The organism is Blattabacterium cuenoti, from assembly GCF_014251815.1.
Classification (GTDB): Bacteria; Bacteroidota; Bacteroidia; order Flavobacteriales; family Blattabacteriaceae; genus Blattabacterium; species Blattabacterium cuenoti_E.
This window is the reverse complement of sequence record NZ_CP059202.1, coordinates 212,009-231,262: the sequence shown is the minus strand read 5'-3', so window position 1 is coordinate 231,262 and position 19,254 is coordinate 212,009. Positions and strand designations below refer to the sequence as shown.

General features: G+C 25.4%; 20 protein-coding genes and 1 tRNA gene. 13 read left to right on the top strand and 8 right to left on the bottom strand.

The window, feature by feature from the left end; genetic code table 11:
* Nucleotide 1: 1 nt before the first annotated feature.
* Genes gcvH through H0H54_RS01095 form a run of 3 tightly spaced genes read right to left on the bottom strand, consistent with a single transcriptional unit; the run spans nucleotide 2 to nucleotide 2,896 of the window.
* Nucleotides 2-397: a glycine cleavage system protein GcvH gene (gene gcvH, locus H0H54_RS01105; RefSeq protein WP_185863441.1), complete on the bottom strand. Its 396-nt coding sequence runs from the start codon at nucleotides 395-397 to the stop codon at nucleotides 2-4.
* Nucleotides 398-429: 32 nt separating this feature from the next.
* The gene (locus H0H54_RS01100; RefSeq protein WP_238784788.1) at nucleotides 430-1,176 is read right to left on the bottom strand and encodes a glycoside hydrolase family 73 protein; all 747 of its coding nucleotides are present in this window, start codon (nucleotides 1,174-1,176) and stop codon (nucleotides 430-432) included.
* On the bottom strand, nucleotides 1,112-2,896 hold the full coding sequence (locus H0H54_RS01095; RefSeq protein ID WP_185863440.1) for a putative porin: 1,785 nt from the start codon (nucleotides 2,894-2,896) through the stop codon (nucleotides 1,112-1,114). The genes H0H54_RS01100 and H0H54_RS01095 overlap by 65 nt, the downstream gene beginning before the upstream one ends.
* Nucleotides 2,897-3,094: 198 nt before the next feature.
* Between H0H54_RS01095 and H0H54_RS01090 the strand changes: the two genes are divergently transcribed.
* Genes H0H54_RS01090 through trpA form a run of 7 tightly spaced genes read left to right on the top strand, consistent with a single transcriptional unit; the run spans nucleotide 3,095 to nucleotide 9,472 of the window.
* Nucleotides 3,095-4,504, top strand: coding sequence for an anthranilate synthase component I family protein (locus tag H0H54_RS01090; protein ID WP_185863439.1), 1,410 nt, complete (start codon nucleotides 3,095-3,097; stop codon nucleotides 4,502-4,504).
* Nucleotides 4,505-4,512: 8 nt separating this feature from the next.
* Nucleotides 4,513-5,094 carry an anthranilate synthase component II gene (locus tag H0H54_RS01085; RefSeq protein ID WP_185863527.1) on the top strand — a complete coding sequence of 194 codons (582 nt, stop codon included), beginning with the start codon at nucleotides 4,513-4,515 and terminating at the stop codon, nucleotides 5,092-5,094.
* Nucleotides 5,095-5,096: 2 nt separating this feature from the next.
* A complete protein-coding gene (gene trpD, locus H0H54_RS01080) occupies nucleotides 5,097-6,095 on the top strand; it encodes an anthranilate phosphoribosyltransferase (protein WP_185863526.1) in 999 nt (332 codons plus the stop codon).
* A complete protein-coding gene (trpC, locus tag H0H54_RS01075) occupies nucleotides 6,092-6,883 on the top strand; it encodes an indole-3-glycerol phosphate synthase TrpC (RefSeq protein ID WP_185863438.1) in 792 nt (263 codons plus the stop codon). The genes trpD and trpC overlap by 4 nt, the downstream gene beginning before the upstream one ends.
* A 12-nt stretch (nucleotides 6,884-6,895) precedes the next feature.
* On the top strand, nucleotides 6,896-7,522 hold the full coding sequence (gene trpF, locus H0H54_RS01070) for a phosphoribosylanthranilate isomerase (RefSeq protein ID WP_185863437.1): 627 nt from the start codon (nucleotides 6,896-6,898) through the stop codon (nucleotides 7,520-7,522).
* Nucleotides 7,519-8,721, top strand: coding sequence for a tryptophan synthase subunit beta (gene trpB, locus H0H54_RS01065; RefSeq protein WP_185863436.1), 1,203 nt, complete (start codon nucleotides 7,519-7,521; stop codon nucleotides 8,719-8,721). The genes trpF and trpB overlap by 4 nt, the downstream gene beginning before the upstream one ends.
* The gene (gene trpA / locus H0H54_RS01060; protein WP_185863435.1) at nucleotides 8,705-9,472 is read left to right on the top strand and encodes a tryptophan synthase subunit alpha; all 768 of its coding nucleotides are present in this window, start codon (nucleotides 8,705-8,707) and stop codon (nucleotides 9,470-9,472) included. The genes trpB and trpA overlap by 17 nt, the downstream gene beginning before the upstream one ends.
* Here trpA and H0H54_RS01055 read toward each other — a convergent pair.
* From H0H54_RS01055 to H0H54_RS01040, 4 genes are all read right to left on the bottom strand, one after another.
* Nucleotides 9,465-10,118 (bottom strand): YggS family pyridoxal phosphate-dependent enzyme, encoded by a 654-nt coding sequence (locus H0H54_RS01055; protein ID WP_185863434.1) that lies wholly within the window; start codon nucleotides 10,116-10,118, stop codon nucleotides 9,465-9,467. The genes trpA and H0H54_RS01055 overlap by 8 nt on opposite strands.
* 12 nt (nucleotides 10,119-10,130) lie before the next feature.
* On the bottom strand, nucleotides 10,131-11,195 hold the full coding sequence (gene serC, locus H0H54_RS01050) for a 3-phosphoserine/phosphohydroxythreonine transaminase (RefSeq protein ID WP_185863433.1): 1,065 nt from the start codon (nucleotides 11,193-11,195) through the stop codon (nucleotides 10,131-10,133).
* A 68-nt stretch (nucleotides 11,196-11,263) separates the two neighbouring features.
* Nucleotides 11,264-12,607, bottom strand: a complete 1,344-nt coding sequence (gene tilS / locus H0H54_RS01045; protein WP_185863432.1) for a tRNA lysidine(34) synthetase TilS — start codon at nucleotides 12,605-12,607, stop codon at nucleotides 11,264-11,266.
* Nucleotides 12,608-12,614: 7 nt separating this feature from the next.
* A complete protein-coding gene (locus tag H0H54_RS01040) occupies nucleotides 12,615-13,127 on the bottom strand; it encodes a shikimate kinase (RefSeq protein ID WP_185863431.1) in 513 nt (170 codons plus the stop codon).
* A 96-nt stretch (nucleotides 13,128-13,223) separates the two neighbouring features.
* Between H0H54_RS01040 and H0H54_RS01035 the strand changes: the two genes are divergently transcribed.
* Nucleotides 13,224-13,296: transfer RNA gene (locus H0H54_RS01035), tRNA-Lys, on the top strand.
* 12 nt (nucleotides 13,297-13,308) lie between these two features.
* On the opposite strand, the gene H0H54_RS01030 is transcribed toward H0H54_RS01035, so the two are convergent.
* Nucleotides 13,309-14,070, bottom strand: coding sequence for an exodeoxyribonuclease III (locus tag H0H54_RS01030; protein ID WP_185863430.1), 762 nt, complete (start codon nucleotides 14,068-14,070; stop codon nucleotides 13,309-13,311).
* A gap of 148 nt (nucleotides 14,071-14,218) precedes the next feature.
* Here H0H54_RS01030 and hisG point away from each other — a divergent pair, with 148 nt between their 5' ends.
* The 5 genes from hisG to hisH are packed head-to-tail and all read left to right on the top strand — an operon-like array spanning nucleotide 14,219 to nucleotide 19,249.
* Nucleotides 14,219-15,076: an ATP phosphoribosyltransferase gene (gene hisG / locus H0H54_RS01025; RefSeq protein ID WP_185863429.1), complete on the top strand. Its 858-nt coding sequence runs from the start codon at nucleotides 14,219-14,221 to the stop codon at nucleotides 15,074-15,076.
* A gap of 5 nt (nucleotides 15,077-15,081) precedes the next feature.
* Nucleotides 15,082-16,368, top strand: coding sequence for a histidinol dehydrogenase (gene hisD, locus H0H54_RS01020; protein WP_185863428.1), 1,287 nt, complete (start codon nucleotides 15,082-15,084; stop codon nucleotides 16,366-16,368).
* Between the two features lie 18 nt (nucleotides 16,369-16,386).
* Nucleotides 16,387-17,472 (top strand): histidinol-phosphate transaminase, encoded by a 1,086-nt coding sequence (gene hisC / locus H0H54_RS01015; protein WP_185863427.1) that lies wholly within the window; start codon nucleotides 16,387-16,389, stop codon nucleotides 17,470-17,472.
* On the top strand, nucleotides 17,472-18,644 hold the full coding sequence (hisB, locus tag H0H54_RS01010) for a bifunctional histidinol-phosphatase/imidazoleglycerol-phosphate dehydratase HisB (protein WP_185863426.1): 1,173 nt from the start codon (nucleotides 17,472-17,474) through the stop codon (nucleotides 18,642-18,644). Before hisC ends, hisB begins: the two co-directional genes overlap by 1 nt.
* A 14-nt stretch (nucleotides 18,645-18,658) precedes the next feature.
* On the top strand, nucleotides 18,659-19,249 hold the full coding sequence (hisH, locus tag H0H54_RS01005) for an imidazole glycerol phosphate synthase subunit HisH (protein WP_185863425.1): 591 nt from the start codon (nucleotides 18,659-18,661) through the stop codon (nucleotides 19,247-19,249).
* The last annotated feature ends 5 nt before the right edge of the window (nucleotides 19,250-19,254 follow it).

Below are 19,254 nucleotides of genomic sequence, written 5' to 3'. Positions count from 1 at the left end.
CTTATGATGATTTTTGTATGTATTTATAATATTCTTCTGAAGACATTAATTGATAATATTCTTTTATTTCTAAAATTTCTATTTGTATAATCCATCCTTCTTGATAAGGACTTTTATTTATTAATTCTGGCTGTGATAATAATTTTTTATTGATTTTAAGAATACAACCCCAAACAGGCATAAACAAATCAGAAACTGTTTTTACCGCTTCTATTGTCCCAAATGAATTTTCTGCTTTTATTTTTGTTCCTATTATAGAATTTTCTACATCTAAATAAACAATATCTCCCAACTCATTTTGAGCAAAATCAGTGACTCCTATATAAGCTTGATTTTTTTCATTTGGCGGGCCTATCCATTCATGATTTTTGCTATACCTTAAGTTATTATAATCCATAAAATTTTAATATTTTTTTCAAAAAAAATGATTTATTTTGATTGAAACAATTTCTTTATAAGAAAACGGAATTTTTTACTAAATATTCTGAAAAAAGAATCTTTATTTTTATTCTTTACATAATTTAAATATTGATTAATTCTTTTTTCTATGCTAAAAGAAGTAGTTTGATCTAACTTCCATAAATAGTATTTTTCTATTTGATCAATTAATAAATTTGCATAATTTAAGGATGTGGCGTAACCTGCCTTTTTTAGTTCTGTAGCCCAAGCCTGATAATCATCTTTTTTAAGTAGAAATAATTTAGAATAACGTGGTTGCTGTAAAAATTTAGAATGATCATGAAAAGATTCTTGCACAGAATTATATTTTCTAAAACATTCTTTTGGAAGATCGTCATCGTGATAATAAACATCTCCTACCCAATTTTTTCCACACTTTATTCCAAAATGATTATTTGTCGCTTTGGATAAAAAACTCTTTCCACTAGAAGATTCTAAAATCCCTTGTCCTAATTTAATACTCGCTGGTATTCCAAATTTTTCCATTTCTTCAATTGCAAAAACAGCATATTTTCTGATATATTCAATTACTACATTTTCTATTTCCTTTTTATTTTTTTGTGAAAAAGAAAATAAGGACATCAAAAAGAATAACAGAAAATAAAAAAAGTTCTTCATATTATGATGAATAAAATTACATTTTTTTACATAATTAAGTAAAAAGGTTCCACAAAAAACCAACTTGAATAAATGATTTCTCCTTATTTTTATCTTCATTATAAAATTCTATATTTTTGATACTGAAATAGAATATAGTTCTGTGTATTTTTAAGTTCAAAAAATAATCTACAAAAGGCCCCCCCCCAGTTTCATTGGGGATATATTTTTCTTCGAAAAAAAAAGTTTGATAATTAAAAGGATGATAAATCTTATGTTGATAAAACTTACTGTAATAATGAAAAGAAAAACCTGTTTGTATAAACAAAGCTTTATCAAAATAATTTTTTGTATAAAAGATTGTACTTCTTGATAAGAAATTTGGAACAGAAAAAATTAATGGATTAAAATTATATTTTTGATATAAAAAAACATTGTCTAACTGAAATTTCCATATGTTATGTATAGTTTTTATTTTAAATCCATATAGATGAGCATATTTATACTTATGATATAAAATTTTTTTTATTTGTTTTTCTTGATCTTGATCCTGAAAAGAATGATTTAATTTCGATATGTAAAAAGAAACATGATATTTTTTTTCGTAAGAATTTAAAGAAAAATTTATTGTTTTTTTTTTGCAAAAAGAGAATATATTTTTTTGTTCATTGTTATAATAATCTTGATTTTTTTTTAGAATGTAAATCGGAAAAAAAATATTATTATTGTTTTCATTAACGTTGAATTGAGTTAAAAACCAAAACTTTGGAAATAAAAATACATTTAACTTTATATTAGCTTTAATATAAGATTTTTTTATATCATTATTTTCTATAATCCATTTGCCATCGGAATAAAATTCTAAAACGTTATTAATAGGATAATGAATTTTCGATTGTATTGATAAATTATCGATGTCCTTATTTTTAGACATATTGTTATTAAATAACTCATAATGTATTTTATCAAAAATGGACCCTATTTCTAGATTGATTTTTTTTTGATTAAAAATTAAAAAAAAACCATTTCTTAAATAAGAATGATTGATTTTTTTTTTCTTCCAATATTGAAATGAATGATATCTAAAATATTTTTCATATTCTATATAAGTTCTAAAAAATAGAAATCTTTCTTTCTCTTTGAAAGAATATATTTTTTTAAGAAAACTTATGTAATATCTATTGTGAATTAATTCTTTATTAGATAATAAAATGTTTTTATAATTTCTAATATTCCATTTTGGAATTTTTTCTTTTTCTTCTATGTCAAATTTTTTATAAGTATAATGTCCCCATAATTTGTAATGGTTCTGATCTTGGTAATTGAAAGTATTTAATACTAAATTTTTAGTATTTTTTAAATAAGGTTCGTTTTCCGAATGAAAATTTCTATATTCTATAGAATAATTCATTTTATCATTTAAACTTTGAGAAAAAAAACCGCCTAATGTTTTTTCTTTTCTTAAAAAATCATTTGTATAAAAAATTTCTGAAATAGGAGTTTTAACATCAAAATACTTAATTTTTTCACGATAAAAAAAAGGATCTTTAAAAAAAAGCATTTTTTTAGGCATACCTTCATTAAGGTTCTCTTTCATTATATTTTCGTTGTTGAAAAATAATCCAATATTATCATATTTAAGAAAATTGAGAGAATAATATTTTTCGATAGAAAAAGATTTTTCTAAAAAAGGTTTTTTCATATTTTTTTCTTCCGTCCAAAATTTATAATCCTGATCAGTAGGATGATAAAATTCCATATTTTTTGTTCTATTTTTATCAATGTTGATTTTTTCATTATCAGATACAAAAAAAAGAAAAGTCAAAATGAATATTATCATATAATCAAAATTAAAAATTTCAATAAATATCCATAAATAGAAAAAATTTATTTATATTTGACATGATGTCAATGTCATTACTAAAAGTAAAGTAAATGGTATTCTTCAATTAATCTTAATATTGTATCATCAATATTTCATTTCAGAGGCTTGTCTTTATGACGGCCTTTTTTTTGTCATGTAAAAATACCATAAGTCATGTTTAAATTTAATTTTAGAACTATTCAGAAAAAAATTTTAGCTGATGGTACTACCCCGATAGGATTATATTTAAGACTAAGAGATATTTTTCCTAATACATTACTATTAGAGTATTCGGATTATCAAATTTCCAAAAATAATTCTTCTATTCTTTGTATTAATCCTATTTCTGAACTTATTTTAGATAAAAATGTGTTACGGATATCATATCCTAATTGTGTTCATAAACATATTTTTATAAACGATAAATTAGATATACAAATTTTAATTGAAGATTTTTTTCAAAAGTTTGAAAACAAAAATACAAATATATATTATTCAGGATTATACGGGTATATATCTTATGATAGTATTCAATATTTTGAAAATATTAAATTTCATGCTCCAATTCAAGAAATATATAATCTTCCAGAAATACGATTTTGTTTTTATAAAAACTTAATTGTATTTCATCATTTTCATCATGAAATATATATAATTGAACATCAATTTTCTGATATTGAAAAAAAAACTTATGTAGATCAATTGGTAAATTTGGTTAAAAATAAAAATATTTCATTTTTTCCGTTTAAATCTGTCGGAACTCGTCGTTCAAATATAACAGATGTAGAGTATAAAAAAATGGTATCTCTAGGGATTAAAGCTTGTTTACGTGGAGATGTTTTTCAAATAGTATTATCTCGTCAGTTTCAACAAAAATTTAAAGGAGATGAATTTAATGTATATCGTGCTTTACGGTTTATAAATCCTTCTCCATATCTTTTTTATTTTGATTATGGAAGTTATAAATTATTTGGTTCTTCTCCAGAAGCCCAACTCATTATTAATAATAAAACTGCCTATATTAACCCAATAGCAGGAACAATACGAAGATCAGGAAACGAAAATAAAGACCAAAAATTATCCGAAAATCTTATAAATAACCCAAAAGAAAACGCAGAACATGTCATGTTAGTCGATTTGGCAAGAAATGATCTTAGCAAAAATTCTTCTGATGTAAAAGTGGAAGGGTTTAAAGAAATTCAAATTTTTTCTCATGTATTACACATGGTGTCTAAAGTATCTGGAAAATTAGAAAATGATATATCAACTATAAAAGTATTTGGCGATACTTTTCCTGCAGGGACACTTTCTGGAGCTCCTAAATATAAAGCAATGGAATTGATTGATCAAATTGAAAATCAACATAGAGGAGTATATGGAGGGGCAATTGGTTTTTTTGGATTAAAAAATTCTTGTATTAATACAGCCATAATTATTCGCTCTTTTGTAAGTAAGAATAACACTTTGTTTTTTCAAGCTGGTGCAGGTATTGTTTCTGATTCTGAAGAGGAAAAAGAATTGGAAGAAGTAAACAATAAGCTTATGGCCTTATTTAAAGCTATAGAGTTGGCTAAAAACATATGAATATGAAGATGAATAAAATACTAATTTTGGATAATTATGATTCTTTTACGTATAATCTTGTACATGTTGTGAAACAATTAACAAAAAATCCTATACAAGTATTTAGAAACAATGAAATTGAACTTTCTGATATAGAAGAATATAATAAAATTATTATCTCTCCAGGACCTGGAATTCCTGATGAAGCGCATATTTTAAAACTTTTAATAAAGACTTTTGCTCCTACTAAAAGTATTTTTGGAGTTTGTTTAGGTCAACAAGCAATAGGAGAAGTATTTGGAGCTACTCTTATAAATACAAAAAAGGTTTATCATGGGGTATCCAGTTTAATCAAAATTGTAGATTCACAAGAGATTTTATTTCAAAAATTACCTAAAGAAATACAAGTTGGACGTTATCATTCTTGGATCATATCTACACATAACTTTCCTGATGAACTTCAGATTACTGCTATTGGAGAAAAAGGAGAAATTATGGCTTTACGTCATAAATTTTATGATGTACGGGGGGTACAATTTCATCCAGAATCTATTTTAACTCCATATGGAGAAAAAATTATAGATAATTGGTTGAATATAAATAAATTATGAATATTAAAGCGATATTAGAAAATCTATTTTTAGAAAAAACATTAACGAAACAGGAAGCTAAAAATCTTTTTGTGGAATTATCAAAAGGAAAGATTAATCAAACACAAGCTATAGCTGTAGCTACTATATATAATATGAGATCTCCTACTTTAGAAGAAATGTTAGGGTTTCAGCAGGCTATGATGGAACTATCCATAAAAGTCGATTTTAAAGAATTTAATGCTATTGATATAGTAGGAACCGGTGGTGATGGAAAAAATACTTTTAATATCTCGACTTTAGCATGTTTTATAGTAGCAGGTACAGGAGAAAAAGTGATAAAGCATGGAAGTTTTAGTTCATCCTCTATTACTGGATCTTCGAATCTATTAAAAGGATTAGGATATCATTTTACTAACAATGAAGAGAATTTGAAAAACCAATTGGATAAAGTAGGAATTTGTTACTTACACGCTCCTATATTTCATCCTATATTACAGAATATCTCTATATTAAGAAAAGAATTAGGAGTTAAAACTATTTTTAATACACTTGGACCATTATCAAATCCAGGAAAACCCAAAAATCAGTTATTAGGAGTCAATAATTTGGAAATGGCAAGAATATATTATTATATGTATCAGAATACGAAAAATAATTATGCGATTATTCACAGTTTAGATGGTTATGATGAAATTACACTTACTAGCGATATTAAATGCTATACTCCAAAAGGAGAACGTTTTTATTCTATAGGAGAGTTAGAAATAGGAAAAAAAAAGATAAAAGTAAGTCCTTATGAATTAAAAGGAGGAAAAAATACAAAAGAAAATATTCGTACATTTGTCAGTATTTTATCTGGAGAAGGGACTCTAGCCCAGAATGAAGTTGTCTTAACAAACGCAACATTTGCGTTAAGTTTATTAAATAAAGATAGTCTTGAAAATAATTATGATAAAGCTAAACGTTCATTAAAAGGTGGACAAGCAAAGAGTATTCTTAAAAAATTGTTGAGTTTATGAATATTCTTGAAAAAATTGTATTCATCAAACAAAAAGAAATATACAGTAATAAAATTGCACATCCTATAAAAAAATTGGAAAATAGTTCACTTTTTGAAAGGAAAACTTTATCATTAGTAAAAAATATAAAAAAAAGTCATACTGGTATTATTGCGGAATTCAAGTGTAAATCTCCATCTAAAGGGATTATTAATAATACAGTTTCAGTAGAAAAAGTAGTAAAAGATTATGAATCAGCTGGTGTTAGTGGAGTGTCTATTTTGACAGATAAGCATTTTTTTTCTGGTTTAAATGAGAATTTAGAAAAATCACGGTCTATCGTTTCAATTCCTATATTGAGAAAAGATTTTATTATTGATGAATATCAAATCATAGAATCTAAATCTATGGGAGCAGATGTAATTTTATTAATTGCCGGTATTCTTTCTAAAAACCAAATCAAGAATTTTTCTAAAATGGCAAAAAGTATTGATTTAGAAGTCATCATAGAAATTCATAATGAATTTGAAATAGACAAAATAACAGAAAACTTAGATATTGTGGGGGTAAACAATAGAAATTTACAAACTTTTACTGTGAATCATAATAATTGTTTGAATTTATTTTCAAAAATTCCTAATAATTATATAAAAATAGCAGAAAGTGGAATTAATGATATAAATATTATCTTAAAATTAAGAAAACAGGGATTTAAAGGTTTTTTAATTGGAGAATATTTTATGAAAAAAAAAGATCCTGGAAAAACTTGTAAGTACTTTATAGATTCTTTATTAAGAAAAATTGAATAAAATTCATTCAATATGAAATCTAAATTATTAAAAATCAAAGTGTGCGGAATGAAATTTGATATACAAAAAATTTATAATTTATTTCCTGATTTTATAGGTTTTATATTTTATCCTAATTCTCCTAGATTTGTGGGGTTCGATTTTATAATTCCAAAACTTAAAAAAAATATATTAAAAGTAGGTGTTTTTGTCAATGAATCAGAAAAAAATATATTGAAAATAAAAAGAAAAAATAAACTAGATTTTATTCAATTACATGGGACAGAAAATCCTTTTTATTGTGAAAAATTATTCAAACAAGGATTAAAATTAATTAAAGGCTTTAGAATAGATGATTTATTTTCTTTTAAAAAAATTATAGATTATATACCTTTCTGTACTTATTTTTTATTTGATAGCAATACAATTTATTATGGAGGAAGTGGTAAAAAATTTTGTTGGAAAAAACTTTATGAATACACTTTTAAAGTTCCATTTTTTTTAAGTGGAGGGATTGGTCCACAAGATTTTGATAAAATTAAGAGCTTTTCACACTCTAAAATGTTGGGAATTGATATTAATAGCAAATTTGAAATTCATCCAGGAAGAAAAGATGATTCTAAGTTAAATGCTTTCATGAAAAAAATAAGAGAATCATGAAATATTTTGTTGATGAAAATGGATATTATGGTGAATTTGGAGGTTCTTTTGTTCCTGAAATGTTGCATTATAATATCGCAGAACTACAATGCAAATATAAAAAAATTATTACAAGTTATGAATATAAAAAACTATACAAAAAATTACTCAAAAATTATGTAGGAAGACCTACCCCCTTATTTTTTTGCAAAACATACTCTGATCAATATAATGCTAAAATTTACTTAAAAAGAGAAGATCTAAATCATACTGGATCTCATAAAATCAATAATGCTATAGGTCAAATTATACTAGCAAAAGAACTTGATAAAAAAAAAATTGTTGCAGAAACAGGTGCAGGACAACATGGAGTGGCAACAGCTACTGTTTGCGCATTGATGCATTTAGAATGTATAATTTTTATGGGGGAAACAGACATGCAACGTCAACACAGTAATGTTATTAGGATGAAATCTCTCGGAGCTGAGGTAATACCGGTTTTAAGTGGAAATAAAACATTAAAAGACGCTGTTAATGAAGCCATTCGTTATTGGATTAATCATCCCAAAAGTTATTATTTAATAGGTTCTACGGTGGGGCCTCATCCTTATCCTCAAATGGTAGCAGATATTCAGTCCATTATAAGTGAAGAAATCAAAATACAATTAAAAAAAATAGAAGGACTTTCTTTTCCCAATTATGTAATCTCTTGCATAGGAGGTGGTAGTAATGCAGCAGGATCTTTCTATCATTTTTTAGATAATGATTCGGTCAAACTTGTAGCGGTAGAAGCTGCTGGATTAGGTATTACAACAAAAAAAACAGCTTCTGCTATTCACTGTGGATCTAAAGGAATATTACATGGAAGTATGACATTTATTTTACAAGACAAAGATGGTCAAGTTCAGCCCGCCTATTCCATATCTCCGGGTTTAGATTATCCAGGAATTGGCCCTATGTTCGCTAATCTTTTTGTAAAAAAACGTGTAAATTTTCTACATTCAACTGATGAAGAAGCTTTACAAGCGGGATATGAATTGACCCGGTTAGAAGGGATTATTCCTGCATTAGAAAGCGCCCATGCATTAGCTGCATTAAAAAAAATCACTTTTCAAAAAAATGATGTAGTAATTGTAACATTGTCAGGAAGGGGAGATAAAGATGTTAATGTTTACGATAAATTTTTTGTTAAATTCTCGAATAATGAACCCAATTCATAATTTATTTAGAAATAAAAATAAAAATGTATTGTGCATTTATTTTACAGCAGGTTTTCCTCATTTAAATAGTACAGGTAAAATAATACAAATTTTGCAATCTACTTCTGTAGATTTGATTGAAGTAGGAATTCCTTATTCTGATCCTTTGGCTGATGGAATAATTATACAAAAAAGTCATAAAACTTCATTAAACAATGGAATGAATATTTCTTTATTATTTGATCAAATAGAAGAATTGAAAGAAACAATAAAAATTCCTATTATTCTCATGGGATATTATAATCAATTTTATCAATTTGGTGAAGACAAATTTTTAAAAAGATGTAAAGAATCAGGTGTTTCAGGATTAATTTTACCGGATTTACCAGTTGATGTTTTTTTGCATAAATATCAAAATATATTTGAAAAATATTTGTTATCTATGATATTTTTAATTACCTCAAAAACCAGTAATTCTAGGATATTTATGTTGAGTAAAATCAGTAATGGATTTTTATATATAGTTTCTTCTAGTTCAACTACAGGTAATGTTAATCCTTTTGGAAAAAAGCAGATCTCTTTTTTTGAACGTATTAGAAAATTATCTATAAATACTCCAAAGTTAATTGGTTTTGGGATAAAAAATAAAGAAACTTTTGATTTATCATGTAAATATGCTAATGGAGGGATCATAGGAAGTTCTTTTATTCAATCATTGAATAAAAATAAATTGGAAGAAAGCATCAAAACTTTCATAAAATCTATCATATAACTTTTTTTCTTTTCCCAAAAATTAAAGTCCCTAATCGAACAATTGTGCTTCCATATTTAATGGCTATATTATAATCTCTGCTCATTCCCATAGAAAGAATGGAATGACCATATTTTTTTTTATATTTATTATATAATTTTTGTAAATATGAAAATTCATTGTAAACTTTTGTTAATTCTTGAAAAGAAGCCATCCCCATTATGCCTATTATTTTAATATTTTTCATATATTTTAAAGTATTATTTTCCAATATTTTGGAAGCCTCTTGAGAAGGAATTCCTGATTTATTTTTTTCATCAGAAATTTTGATTTGTAAAAGACAATTTATAATTTTTTTATGTTTAAAAGCTATTTTATTTATTATATTAATTTGTTTTATATTTTGAATGCTATGAATTAAATGAATAAAAGGTATTATATATTTTAATTTATTACTTTGAATTTTTCCAATCATATGCCATCGAATATCTTTTGGTAATTTTTTATATTTTTTTTCTATTTCTTGAATATAATTTTCACCAAAATCTCTATGTCCTATTTTATATAATTTTTTTATGGAAGAGATATCTTGATTTTTAGATACTGCCAAAATTTTTACATTTTTTGGAATTGATTTTTTTATACTAAAAAATCTATCTTCTATCATAGTATTTATTTATTATGAGAATTTTCTTTCGAATTCTTTCATAATTTCAATAAGAAACAAAATACTTTCTAATGGAAGTGCATTATATATGCTAGCACGATAGCCTCCTAAATATCTATGACCATCTAACCCTATAATATTTTCTTTTTTCCACATTTTATTGAATTCTTTTTCTAGATTTTTATTTTTTAAAAAAAAAGAAACGTTCATGTTTGAACGGTTTTCTTTATGTATTTTATTTTCAAATAAATTATTTTTATCTATTTCATCATATAATAATTTAGCTTTATGTTGATTTTTTTTTTCTAAAATAGAGAGACCCCCTTGATTTTCTATCCATTCTAAAGTCAACATAGAAGTATAAATAGAAAAAACATTTGGAGTATTTAAAATACTATTATTTTGTATATGAATTCTATAATCCATATAAGAAGGAATGTTTCTTTTGAATTTTCCTAAAATATCTTTTTTTACAATCACAATAGTCATTCCTGCAGGGCTTACATTTTTTTGTGCAGAAGCATAAATCAAACTGAATTTACAAAAATCTAATTGTCTACTAAAAATATCGGAAGACATATCACAAACTACTGGTATAGATGTTTTAGGGAATATTTTCATTTGTGTTCCAACTATTGTGTTATTAGATGTGCAGTGAAAATAATCCATATTGTATGGGATATGATAATTTTTTGATATATATGTATAATTTTCATTTTTACCGGAAAATAAAATTCTTACTTTTCCAAATTTTTCAGCTTCCTTAATAGCATTGTACGCCCAAAATCCTGTATCTAAATAAGCCGCTTTTTTATTCATTAGATTGTATGGAACCATTGAAAATTGTAATGTAGCACCTCCTTGAATAAATAAAATTGCATAATCATCATTTAAATTCATAATACGTTTTACTAAAAAAGTTGCTTTTTCGATTATTTCTAAAAAATCTGAACTTCTATGAGAAATCTCAAGTAAAGATAATCCAGTATCATTAAAATTAATGACAGATTGAGCTGATTTTATAACAACTTCTTTTGGTAAAATAGAAGGACCCGCATTGAAATTGTGTACTTTCATAAATAGAACAACTAATTCTTTTTAAAATTAAAAAAAATACTGATTGAAATTGTTAAGTAAACAGATAATTATATTTTTACTTTTATCCCTAATATTTTTTTTGTATCTTCTGTTACCTTGAATCTATCATCTAAACGATTCCCTATAACTAAAATAATATGTTTATTTCCATTAATTAATAACCATGTATGTTCTTTTTCTAAAAGAGAAAATTTTTTTTCTTTATAATATTTACTTATTTTTTTTTTCCCTTTCATTTTAAAAGGATAAAAAAAATCCCCTTTTCTCCATGTTCTTAATAATAATGGAAATTGTATTTTTTCAAAATCTATGATCAACATATTTTTATGGGTTTCTTTTTTGGGATTATAAAAAAATTTTATATCAACAGGTAAAAACATTTTATTAGTAACTTTTAAATTTGATATCACATAAATCTTATTTTGATTTATTGATAATAATTGATGAGAGACCAATATCCAATTAGTCCCATTCTTAATAATACGATATAATTTAGAAAAAAGTTGTTTACCAGACTGTGCATTAATAAAACGAATCATACTATTGACATCATTAAATCCATATGGAGAAAATAATTTAAACAAATAAAAAGATAAAGGTTGTAATTCTCTTATTTTTTTACAGTTCATTTTCCAAAAAAATGGATAATATTTTTTTTCTATTGTAATTTTTTGACGGACTTCTTCTATTTTTTTCTTTATTAAAAAATTTTCATCATGAAGAAAATTTATAGTTTTTTTTAATCCATTACGAAATGAACATGAATCAAACATAGATAAATTTGAACGTATTTTATTTCTTAAATATTTAAAATCATGATTACTAGTATCTAGTCTCCATTTTATATTTTTTATTCTTGCATAATGTAAAATTTCTTTTTTAGTAAAATCAGACAAAGGACGAATAAATCGTCCATTTATTTTGGGGATCCCTAACAACCCTTTAATTCCAGTTCCTCTGAAAATGTTTATAAAAAAAGTCTCTATGGAATCATCAAAATGATGCCCTAAGACGATATATTCATATAAATTTTTTTTTAATAATTCTTCGAACCAATCATATCTAAGTTTTCTAGCAGTCATTTGTATAGAAAACTTCCATTTTTTAGAAAAATTTAAAGTATCAAATTTTTTTACATGACATATTATATTTTGTTCAAAACAAAAATTTTTTATAAATATTTCATCTTTATTAGATTCTTCATCTCTTAAGGAAAAATTACAATGAGCAACTTCTGGTTCTATTTCAGGAATTTGAAGTAATAAATTAATTAATACCATACTGTCTAATCCCCCGCTCACAGCTACACATACTTTTTTCCTAATTCCAACTAATGAAAAATATTTTTTGATTTTATCTAGAAAAAGAAGGTTATATGATATTTCATTCATGATTATTTTAAATAACAAATTTAACGATTTCTTGAACTATATCGTGTTTAGATTTTTTGTATATATTTATTTTTGTTAAAGATTTTTCATAAAAATATACCCTTTTCGATAAATGTTTCATAATAAATATGAACAATTCATTTTTAGACAAATGAGAAATTAGAGGTCTTGTTTTTTTTTCTAAAAATAATCTTTTAAATAAAGTATAACTATCAGTTTTTAAATAAAATGTATTTGAATATTTATTTAGCAAATAAATATTATTATAAAAACAGGGAGTCCCTCCTCCAACTGATAAAACATATTTTTTTTTTTGTTTTAAAATTTTATTTAACATAGAGTGTTCCCTCTTTCTGAAAGAAAGTTCTCCTTCTTTTTTAAAAATATCATGAATAGAATCTTTTTCCTTTTCAACAAGAATAGCATCCAAATCGTAAAAATCAAAATTTAGCCTTTCAGCTAGTATTTTTCCTATAGTAGTTTTTCCGCTTCCCATATATCCAATTAAAGCAATTTTCATAAAAACATAAAATTATAGTATATTTGTTGTTTAACTCAATGATTATTTGTTACTTTCGTTTCTGTAACTTATAAAAATTAATAAAAATCTATAATAGACCTGATAGCTCAGCTGGTAGAGCATTACACTTTTAATGTAAGGGTCCTGGGTTCGAATCCCAGTCAGGTCATTTTTTTATTTTTTAAAAAATTTCTAATACAACAGGACAATGATCTGAATATTTGACCTCTGGCATGAGATAGGCATTTCTCATTTTTTCTTTCAAAGAATTACTAACCATAGCATAATCAATTCTCCATCCTTTGTTGCTTTTTCTAGCATTATAACGATAACTCCACCAACTATAATGATGGTCTTCCTGAACAAAATTTCTAAAACTATCTATAAATCCTAAGTTGATAAAATCAGTCATCCATTCTCTTTCTTTTGGTAAAAAGCCTGAAATGTTTTGATTCCGAATAGGATCATAAATATCTATTTCATGATGACAAATGTTATAATCTCCACAAATAATCATGTCATTTAATTTATTTTTTATTTTTTTTATGTGTAAGAAAAAATTTTTCATAAAAAAAAATTTAAAGTTCAATCTTTTCATCATATCATTTCCTGAAGGAACATAAAGACTAATTACTGACAAATTTTTTAAATCCACACGCAAAACCCTTCCTTCTTCATCTATAGAATCTAATCCGATTCCATATTCTACATGAATAGGTTCTTCTTTACACAGAATACCTACTCCACTATATCCTTTTCTTTTTGAAGAAAACCAATAGTGATTATAACCTAAATTTTCAAATAGATTCGTATCTATTTGTTCTGGAAAAGCCTTTGTTTCTTGTAAACATAAAATATATGGCTGATTTGTTTCAATCCAATCAGATAATCCTTTTCTAATTCCAGATCTAATTCCATTTATATTATAACTAATAATTTTCATTATTTTAAATTTTTAAAAAGTTAATTATAAAATATTCAAAATAGTTTTTATATTTGCCGTGATACATTAAACATTAATTTGATCTACTAAAACTAAAATAAAAAAGCTTACAAGAGTAAGCTTTTTTATTTCTTCCTGGTATTGGATTATGGATAAACTTAAAATAGCAATTCAAAAATCGGGTCGTCTTTATGACGATTCTATAAAATTACTCAAAGATTGTAGCATTGAAGTTAACATTGGAATAGATAAGTTAAAAACAACGGCTCTTAATTTTCCCCTAGAAATACTTTTTCTTAGAGACGATGATATTCCTCAATATTTAGAAGACGGAGTAGCAGATATAGGAATTGTGGGAAAAAATGTTCTTTTAGAAAAAAGAAAAAGGATAAGAATCAAAGAGCCTTTGGGTTTTGGAAAATGTAGACTGGCTATTGCCGTGCCTAAGTCTCTCTCTTACAATGAAATTAATGATTTGGATGGAAAACGTATTGCAACAAGTTATCCTTTTTTAGTTAAAGAATTTTTTAAAAAAAGATATATAAATGCAGAAATTCATGAAATATCTGGAGCAGTAGAAATAGCTCCAGGAATAGGGTTAGCAGATTGTATCTGTGATTTAGTAAGTAGCGGGTCTACACTTTTTATGAACGGATTAAAAGAAGTAGAAACTGTGCTTCAATCTGAAGCTGTATTAGCTTCACACTTGCACTTAGGTATCCCACAAAATACTATAATGGAAAAATTGTTATTTCGAATTAGAGCTGTAAGAAAGGCTAAAAATAATAAATATATTTTGTTGAACGTCCCTAATGAAAAATTAGAAAAAATAATATCTTATCTTCCAGGAATTAAAAGTCCAGTTATTCTGCCTTTAGCAAATTCAGAATGTAGTTCCGTGCATTCTGTCGTAAATGAAAATGATTTTTGGGGAATCATAGAAAATTTAAAATCACTTGGAGCTCAGGATATATTGGTACTTCCCATAGAAAAAATTATACTATAATAAATATGATTCAAGTATATATTCATCCCCCACAAAAAACATGGAAATCTATTTCAAATAGGAACTTACAAAATATTTCTTACTTAAGAAGCTTAGTTGTTCCTATTATTGACAATGTAAAAACTTATGGAGATATAGCTTTAAAAGCTTATACAAGAAAATATGATCATATAAATCTAAAATCTATTAGAGTATCAGAAGAAGATTTAAATAAATCTGATATAAAAATTTCAAATCAACTAAAAAAATCCATTGAAATAGCATACCATAATATAAAATATTTTCATGAAAAACAACTACATGATGAACCGCAAATAGAAATATCAAAGGGAATTTCTTGTTGGAGAAAAACTATTCCAATCGAAAAAATTGGTTTTTATATCCCAGGAGGATCCGCTCCTTTGTTATCTACTGTATTAATGTTAGGAATTCCGGGAAAATTATCAGGATGTAAAAATATTATTTTATGTACTCCTCCAGATAAAAATGGAGAAGTTCATCCATCTATTTTATATACAGCTAAATATGTAGGAATTACACATATATATAAAGTTGGAGGGGCTCAATCTATTGCAGCTATGGCTTATGGAACAGAAAGTATCCCTTCTGTATATAAAATATTTGGGCCAGGAAATTCTTATGTTACAATAGCTAAACAAATTGTATCTCAAAAAGGAAGAGTGTCCATAGATATGCCTGCCGGTCCTTCAGAAGTAGCAATTATAGCTGATGATACAGCCAATCCAGAATATGTTGCTGCTGATTTATTGTCTCAATCAGAACATGATACAGAAAGTTATACCATTTTGGTAACTCCAAATAATCAATCTTGGATAAATAAAGTTAAAGAAGAATTAAAGAAACAATTTTTAAATACTTCTAGTAAACAAAATATTATTGAAAAATCTTTGAAAAAAAGCAAACTTATCATTCTTCGTTCATTAGATGAATGTTTAGCTTTAATTAATCAAATCGCTCCAGAACATTTAATTATAAATTGTAAAAATGCTTCTTATTGGGGGGGGAAAGTGATTAATGCTGGATCTGTTTTTTTAGGAAATTATTCTCCAGTTAGTGCAGGAGATTATGCTTCTGGAACGAATCATGTACTTCCTACTTATGGTTATGCTAAATCTTATAGTGGAATATCTGTAGATAGTTTTGTAAAAAAAATTACTTTTCAAAAAATATCTAAAAAAGGATTAAAACATTTATCAGAATGTATTAGTGTTTTATCTTCTGAAGAAGGATTATTTGCTCATAAGAAATCCATTAATATTCGGATAAAATAAATTTTTAAATGTAAATGCATGAATAAATTTAATTTGAATTCTTTGATTAGAAAAAATATTTTGAATCTGGATCCTTACATGTCTGCTAGGATAGAACATCATCAAGAAAAAAACTCCATTTTTTTAGATGCTAATGAAAATTCTTTCGGTTCCCCTTTATCTTTTTTAAATTCTTATAACAGATATCCAGATCCTATGCAAAAAGAATTGAAAGAAAAAATATCAGATTTTAAAAATATTTCTACATCTCATATATTCTTAGGGAATGGAAGCGACGAAATTATTGATTTGGTTTATCGTATTTTTTCTCGTCCTGAAATAGATCATGCTATTATTTTTCCTCCTACTTATGGAATGTATGAAGTAAGTGGAAAAATACATGGAGTGGATGTTGTTAAAATATTTCTTACAGAGGAAAAGTATCAATTAAATTTGAATCAACTAGAAAAAGTTGTTAATCCGTATAGTAAAATCATTTTTATTTGTTCTCCAAATAATCCTACTGGAAATGATCTCAATAGAAAAGATATTGAGAATATAATAAAAAAATTTGCAGGAATTGTTGTTTTAGATGAGGCGTATATAGATTTTTCTAATCAAAAATCTTTATCAACAGAAATCGATAAATATCCAAATTTAATCATTTTACAAACACTTTCTAAATCTTGGGGGTTAGCAGGATTAAGAATAGGAATAGCTATTGCATCTGAAGCTATTATTGGATGGATGAATAAGGTAAAATATCCATATAATATTAATTTTCTTTCTCAAGAAATAGCGATTAAAGCTTTAGAAAATAAAGATTTATTTTTTTTTCATTTAAAAAACATTCTAGCGGAAAGAAAATACATGTTAGAATCTTTGAAAGAAATTCCTATCATACAAAAAGTGTATCCTAGTTCTGCTAATTTTTTATTAGTAAAAATAAATTTTTCTTCAAAAAGTATTTATCAATATTTAATGAAAAAAAAATTTTTTGTTAGAGATCGTTCAAAAATCATTTTATGTAATAATTGTTTAAGGATCACAATAGGAACTCATGAAGAGAATGAGTGTCTAATAGATCATATTCGAAAATATTCTATTCAAAAAATGAAAATGTAATGAAAAAAAAAATATTGTTTATTGATAGGGATGGGACTATAATAAAAGAATCACCGCCCACTTATCAAATTGATTCTATTGAAAAAATAAATTTTTACCCCAAAGTAATATACTTCTTATCAAGAATTGTACAAGAATTAAACTATGATTTAGTTATGGTATCCAACCAAGATGGTTTGGGAACTGATCAATTTCCTGATAATATTTTTTGGCCTATTCATAATCATATATTAAATATTTTAAAAACTGAAGGAATTCATTTTACCTCCGTTCATATAGATAAAACTTTTCCAGATGAAAAATCCAAAAATAGAAAACCTGGAATAGGAATGTTAACAAATTATTTAAACTCAAATTATTACAATATTTCAAAATCTTTTGTAATTGGAGATCGATTGACAGACGTTTTATTAGCTAAAAATCTAGGATGCAAATCTATATGGATTAAAGAGGATCATTCCCATAAAAATTTTACAAAAGAAGAAAAAGATTACATTTCTAATGTAAATGTAGATGAAAAAGATTTAAAAAAAATAATATCTTTAAAAACTGATAGTTGGAAAAAAATTTATGAATATTTATCATCAATTACCACAAAGAAACTCGTTTATCAACGAACAACATTAGAGACAAATGTAAAAATTTGTATTTTTCTTTATGGAAAAGGAAGAAATCACATTCAAACAGGATTGGGTTTTTTTGATCATCTTCTACAACAAATAGCATTTCATAGCTCTATAGATTTAAATATTCAAGCGAAAGGAGATCTTTATGTAGACGATCACCATACTATAGAAGATATTGGGATTACTTTAGGAGAGATTTTTTATCAATCTTTGGGAGATAAAAGAGGAATAGAACGTTATGGTTTTTATTCTCTTCCTATGGATGAAAGTTTATCTACAATTGCATTAGATCTTGGAGGAAGAAGCCAATTATTTTGGAAAGTCAAATTTTCTAGAGAGAAAATAGGTAAAATTTCTACTGAAATGTTTTTTCACTTTTTCAAATCTTTTTCTTTATCTGCCAAATGCAATTTACATATTCATGCTATAGGAAAAAATGATCATCATAAAATAGAATCTATTTTTAAATGTTTTGGAAGAGCTATTAAAATGGCAATACAAAAAAATTCTTATGATAAAATACCTAGTACAAAAGGTATATTGTAAAATTTTAATATATTATGAAAACGATTATTATAAAATATCCTGCAGGAAATGTACAATCAATTCTTTTTTCTTTAGAAAGAATAGGAGTGCAAGCTATGGTGACAGATTCCAAAGATTTGATTCAAAATGCAGAAAAAATTATTTTGCCTGGTGTTGGGGAAGCTAACTGTGCAATGCAATATTTGAAAGAAAAAAAACTAGATTTACTTTTATCAAAATTAAAACAACCTATATTAGGAATATGTTTGGGCATGCAATTACTTTGTAAGCACTCAGAAGAAAGGAATACTACATGTATAGGAGTTTTTGATTTATTGGTAAAAAAATTTCAAACCAGTGATAAAAACGAGAAAATACCTCAAGTAGGGTGGAATACAATTCATAAATTAAAAGGATCTCTATTTAAAAATATTCCAGATGGAAGTTATCAATATTTTGTTCACAGTTATTATGTCCCTTTAGGAAAGGAAACTATAGCAAAAACAGAGTATATAACCACTTACAGCGCTGCATTACAAAAAAATAATTTTTATGCGGTACAGTTCCATCCAGAGAAATCTTCTTATGTAGGACATAAAATATTAGAAAATTTTATTAGTTTATAAATTTA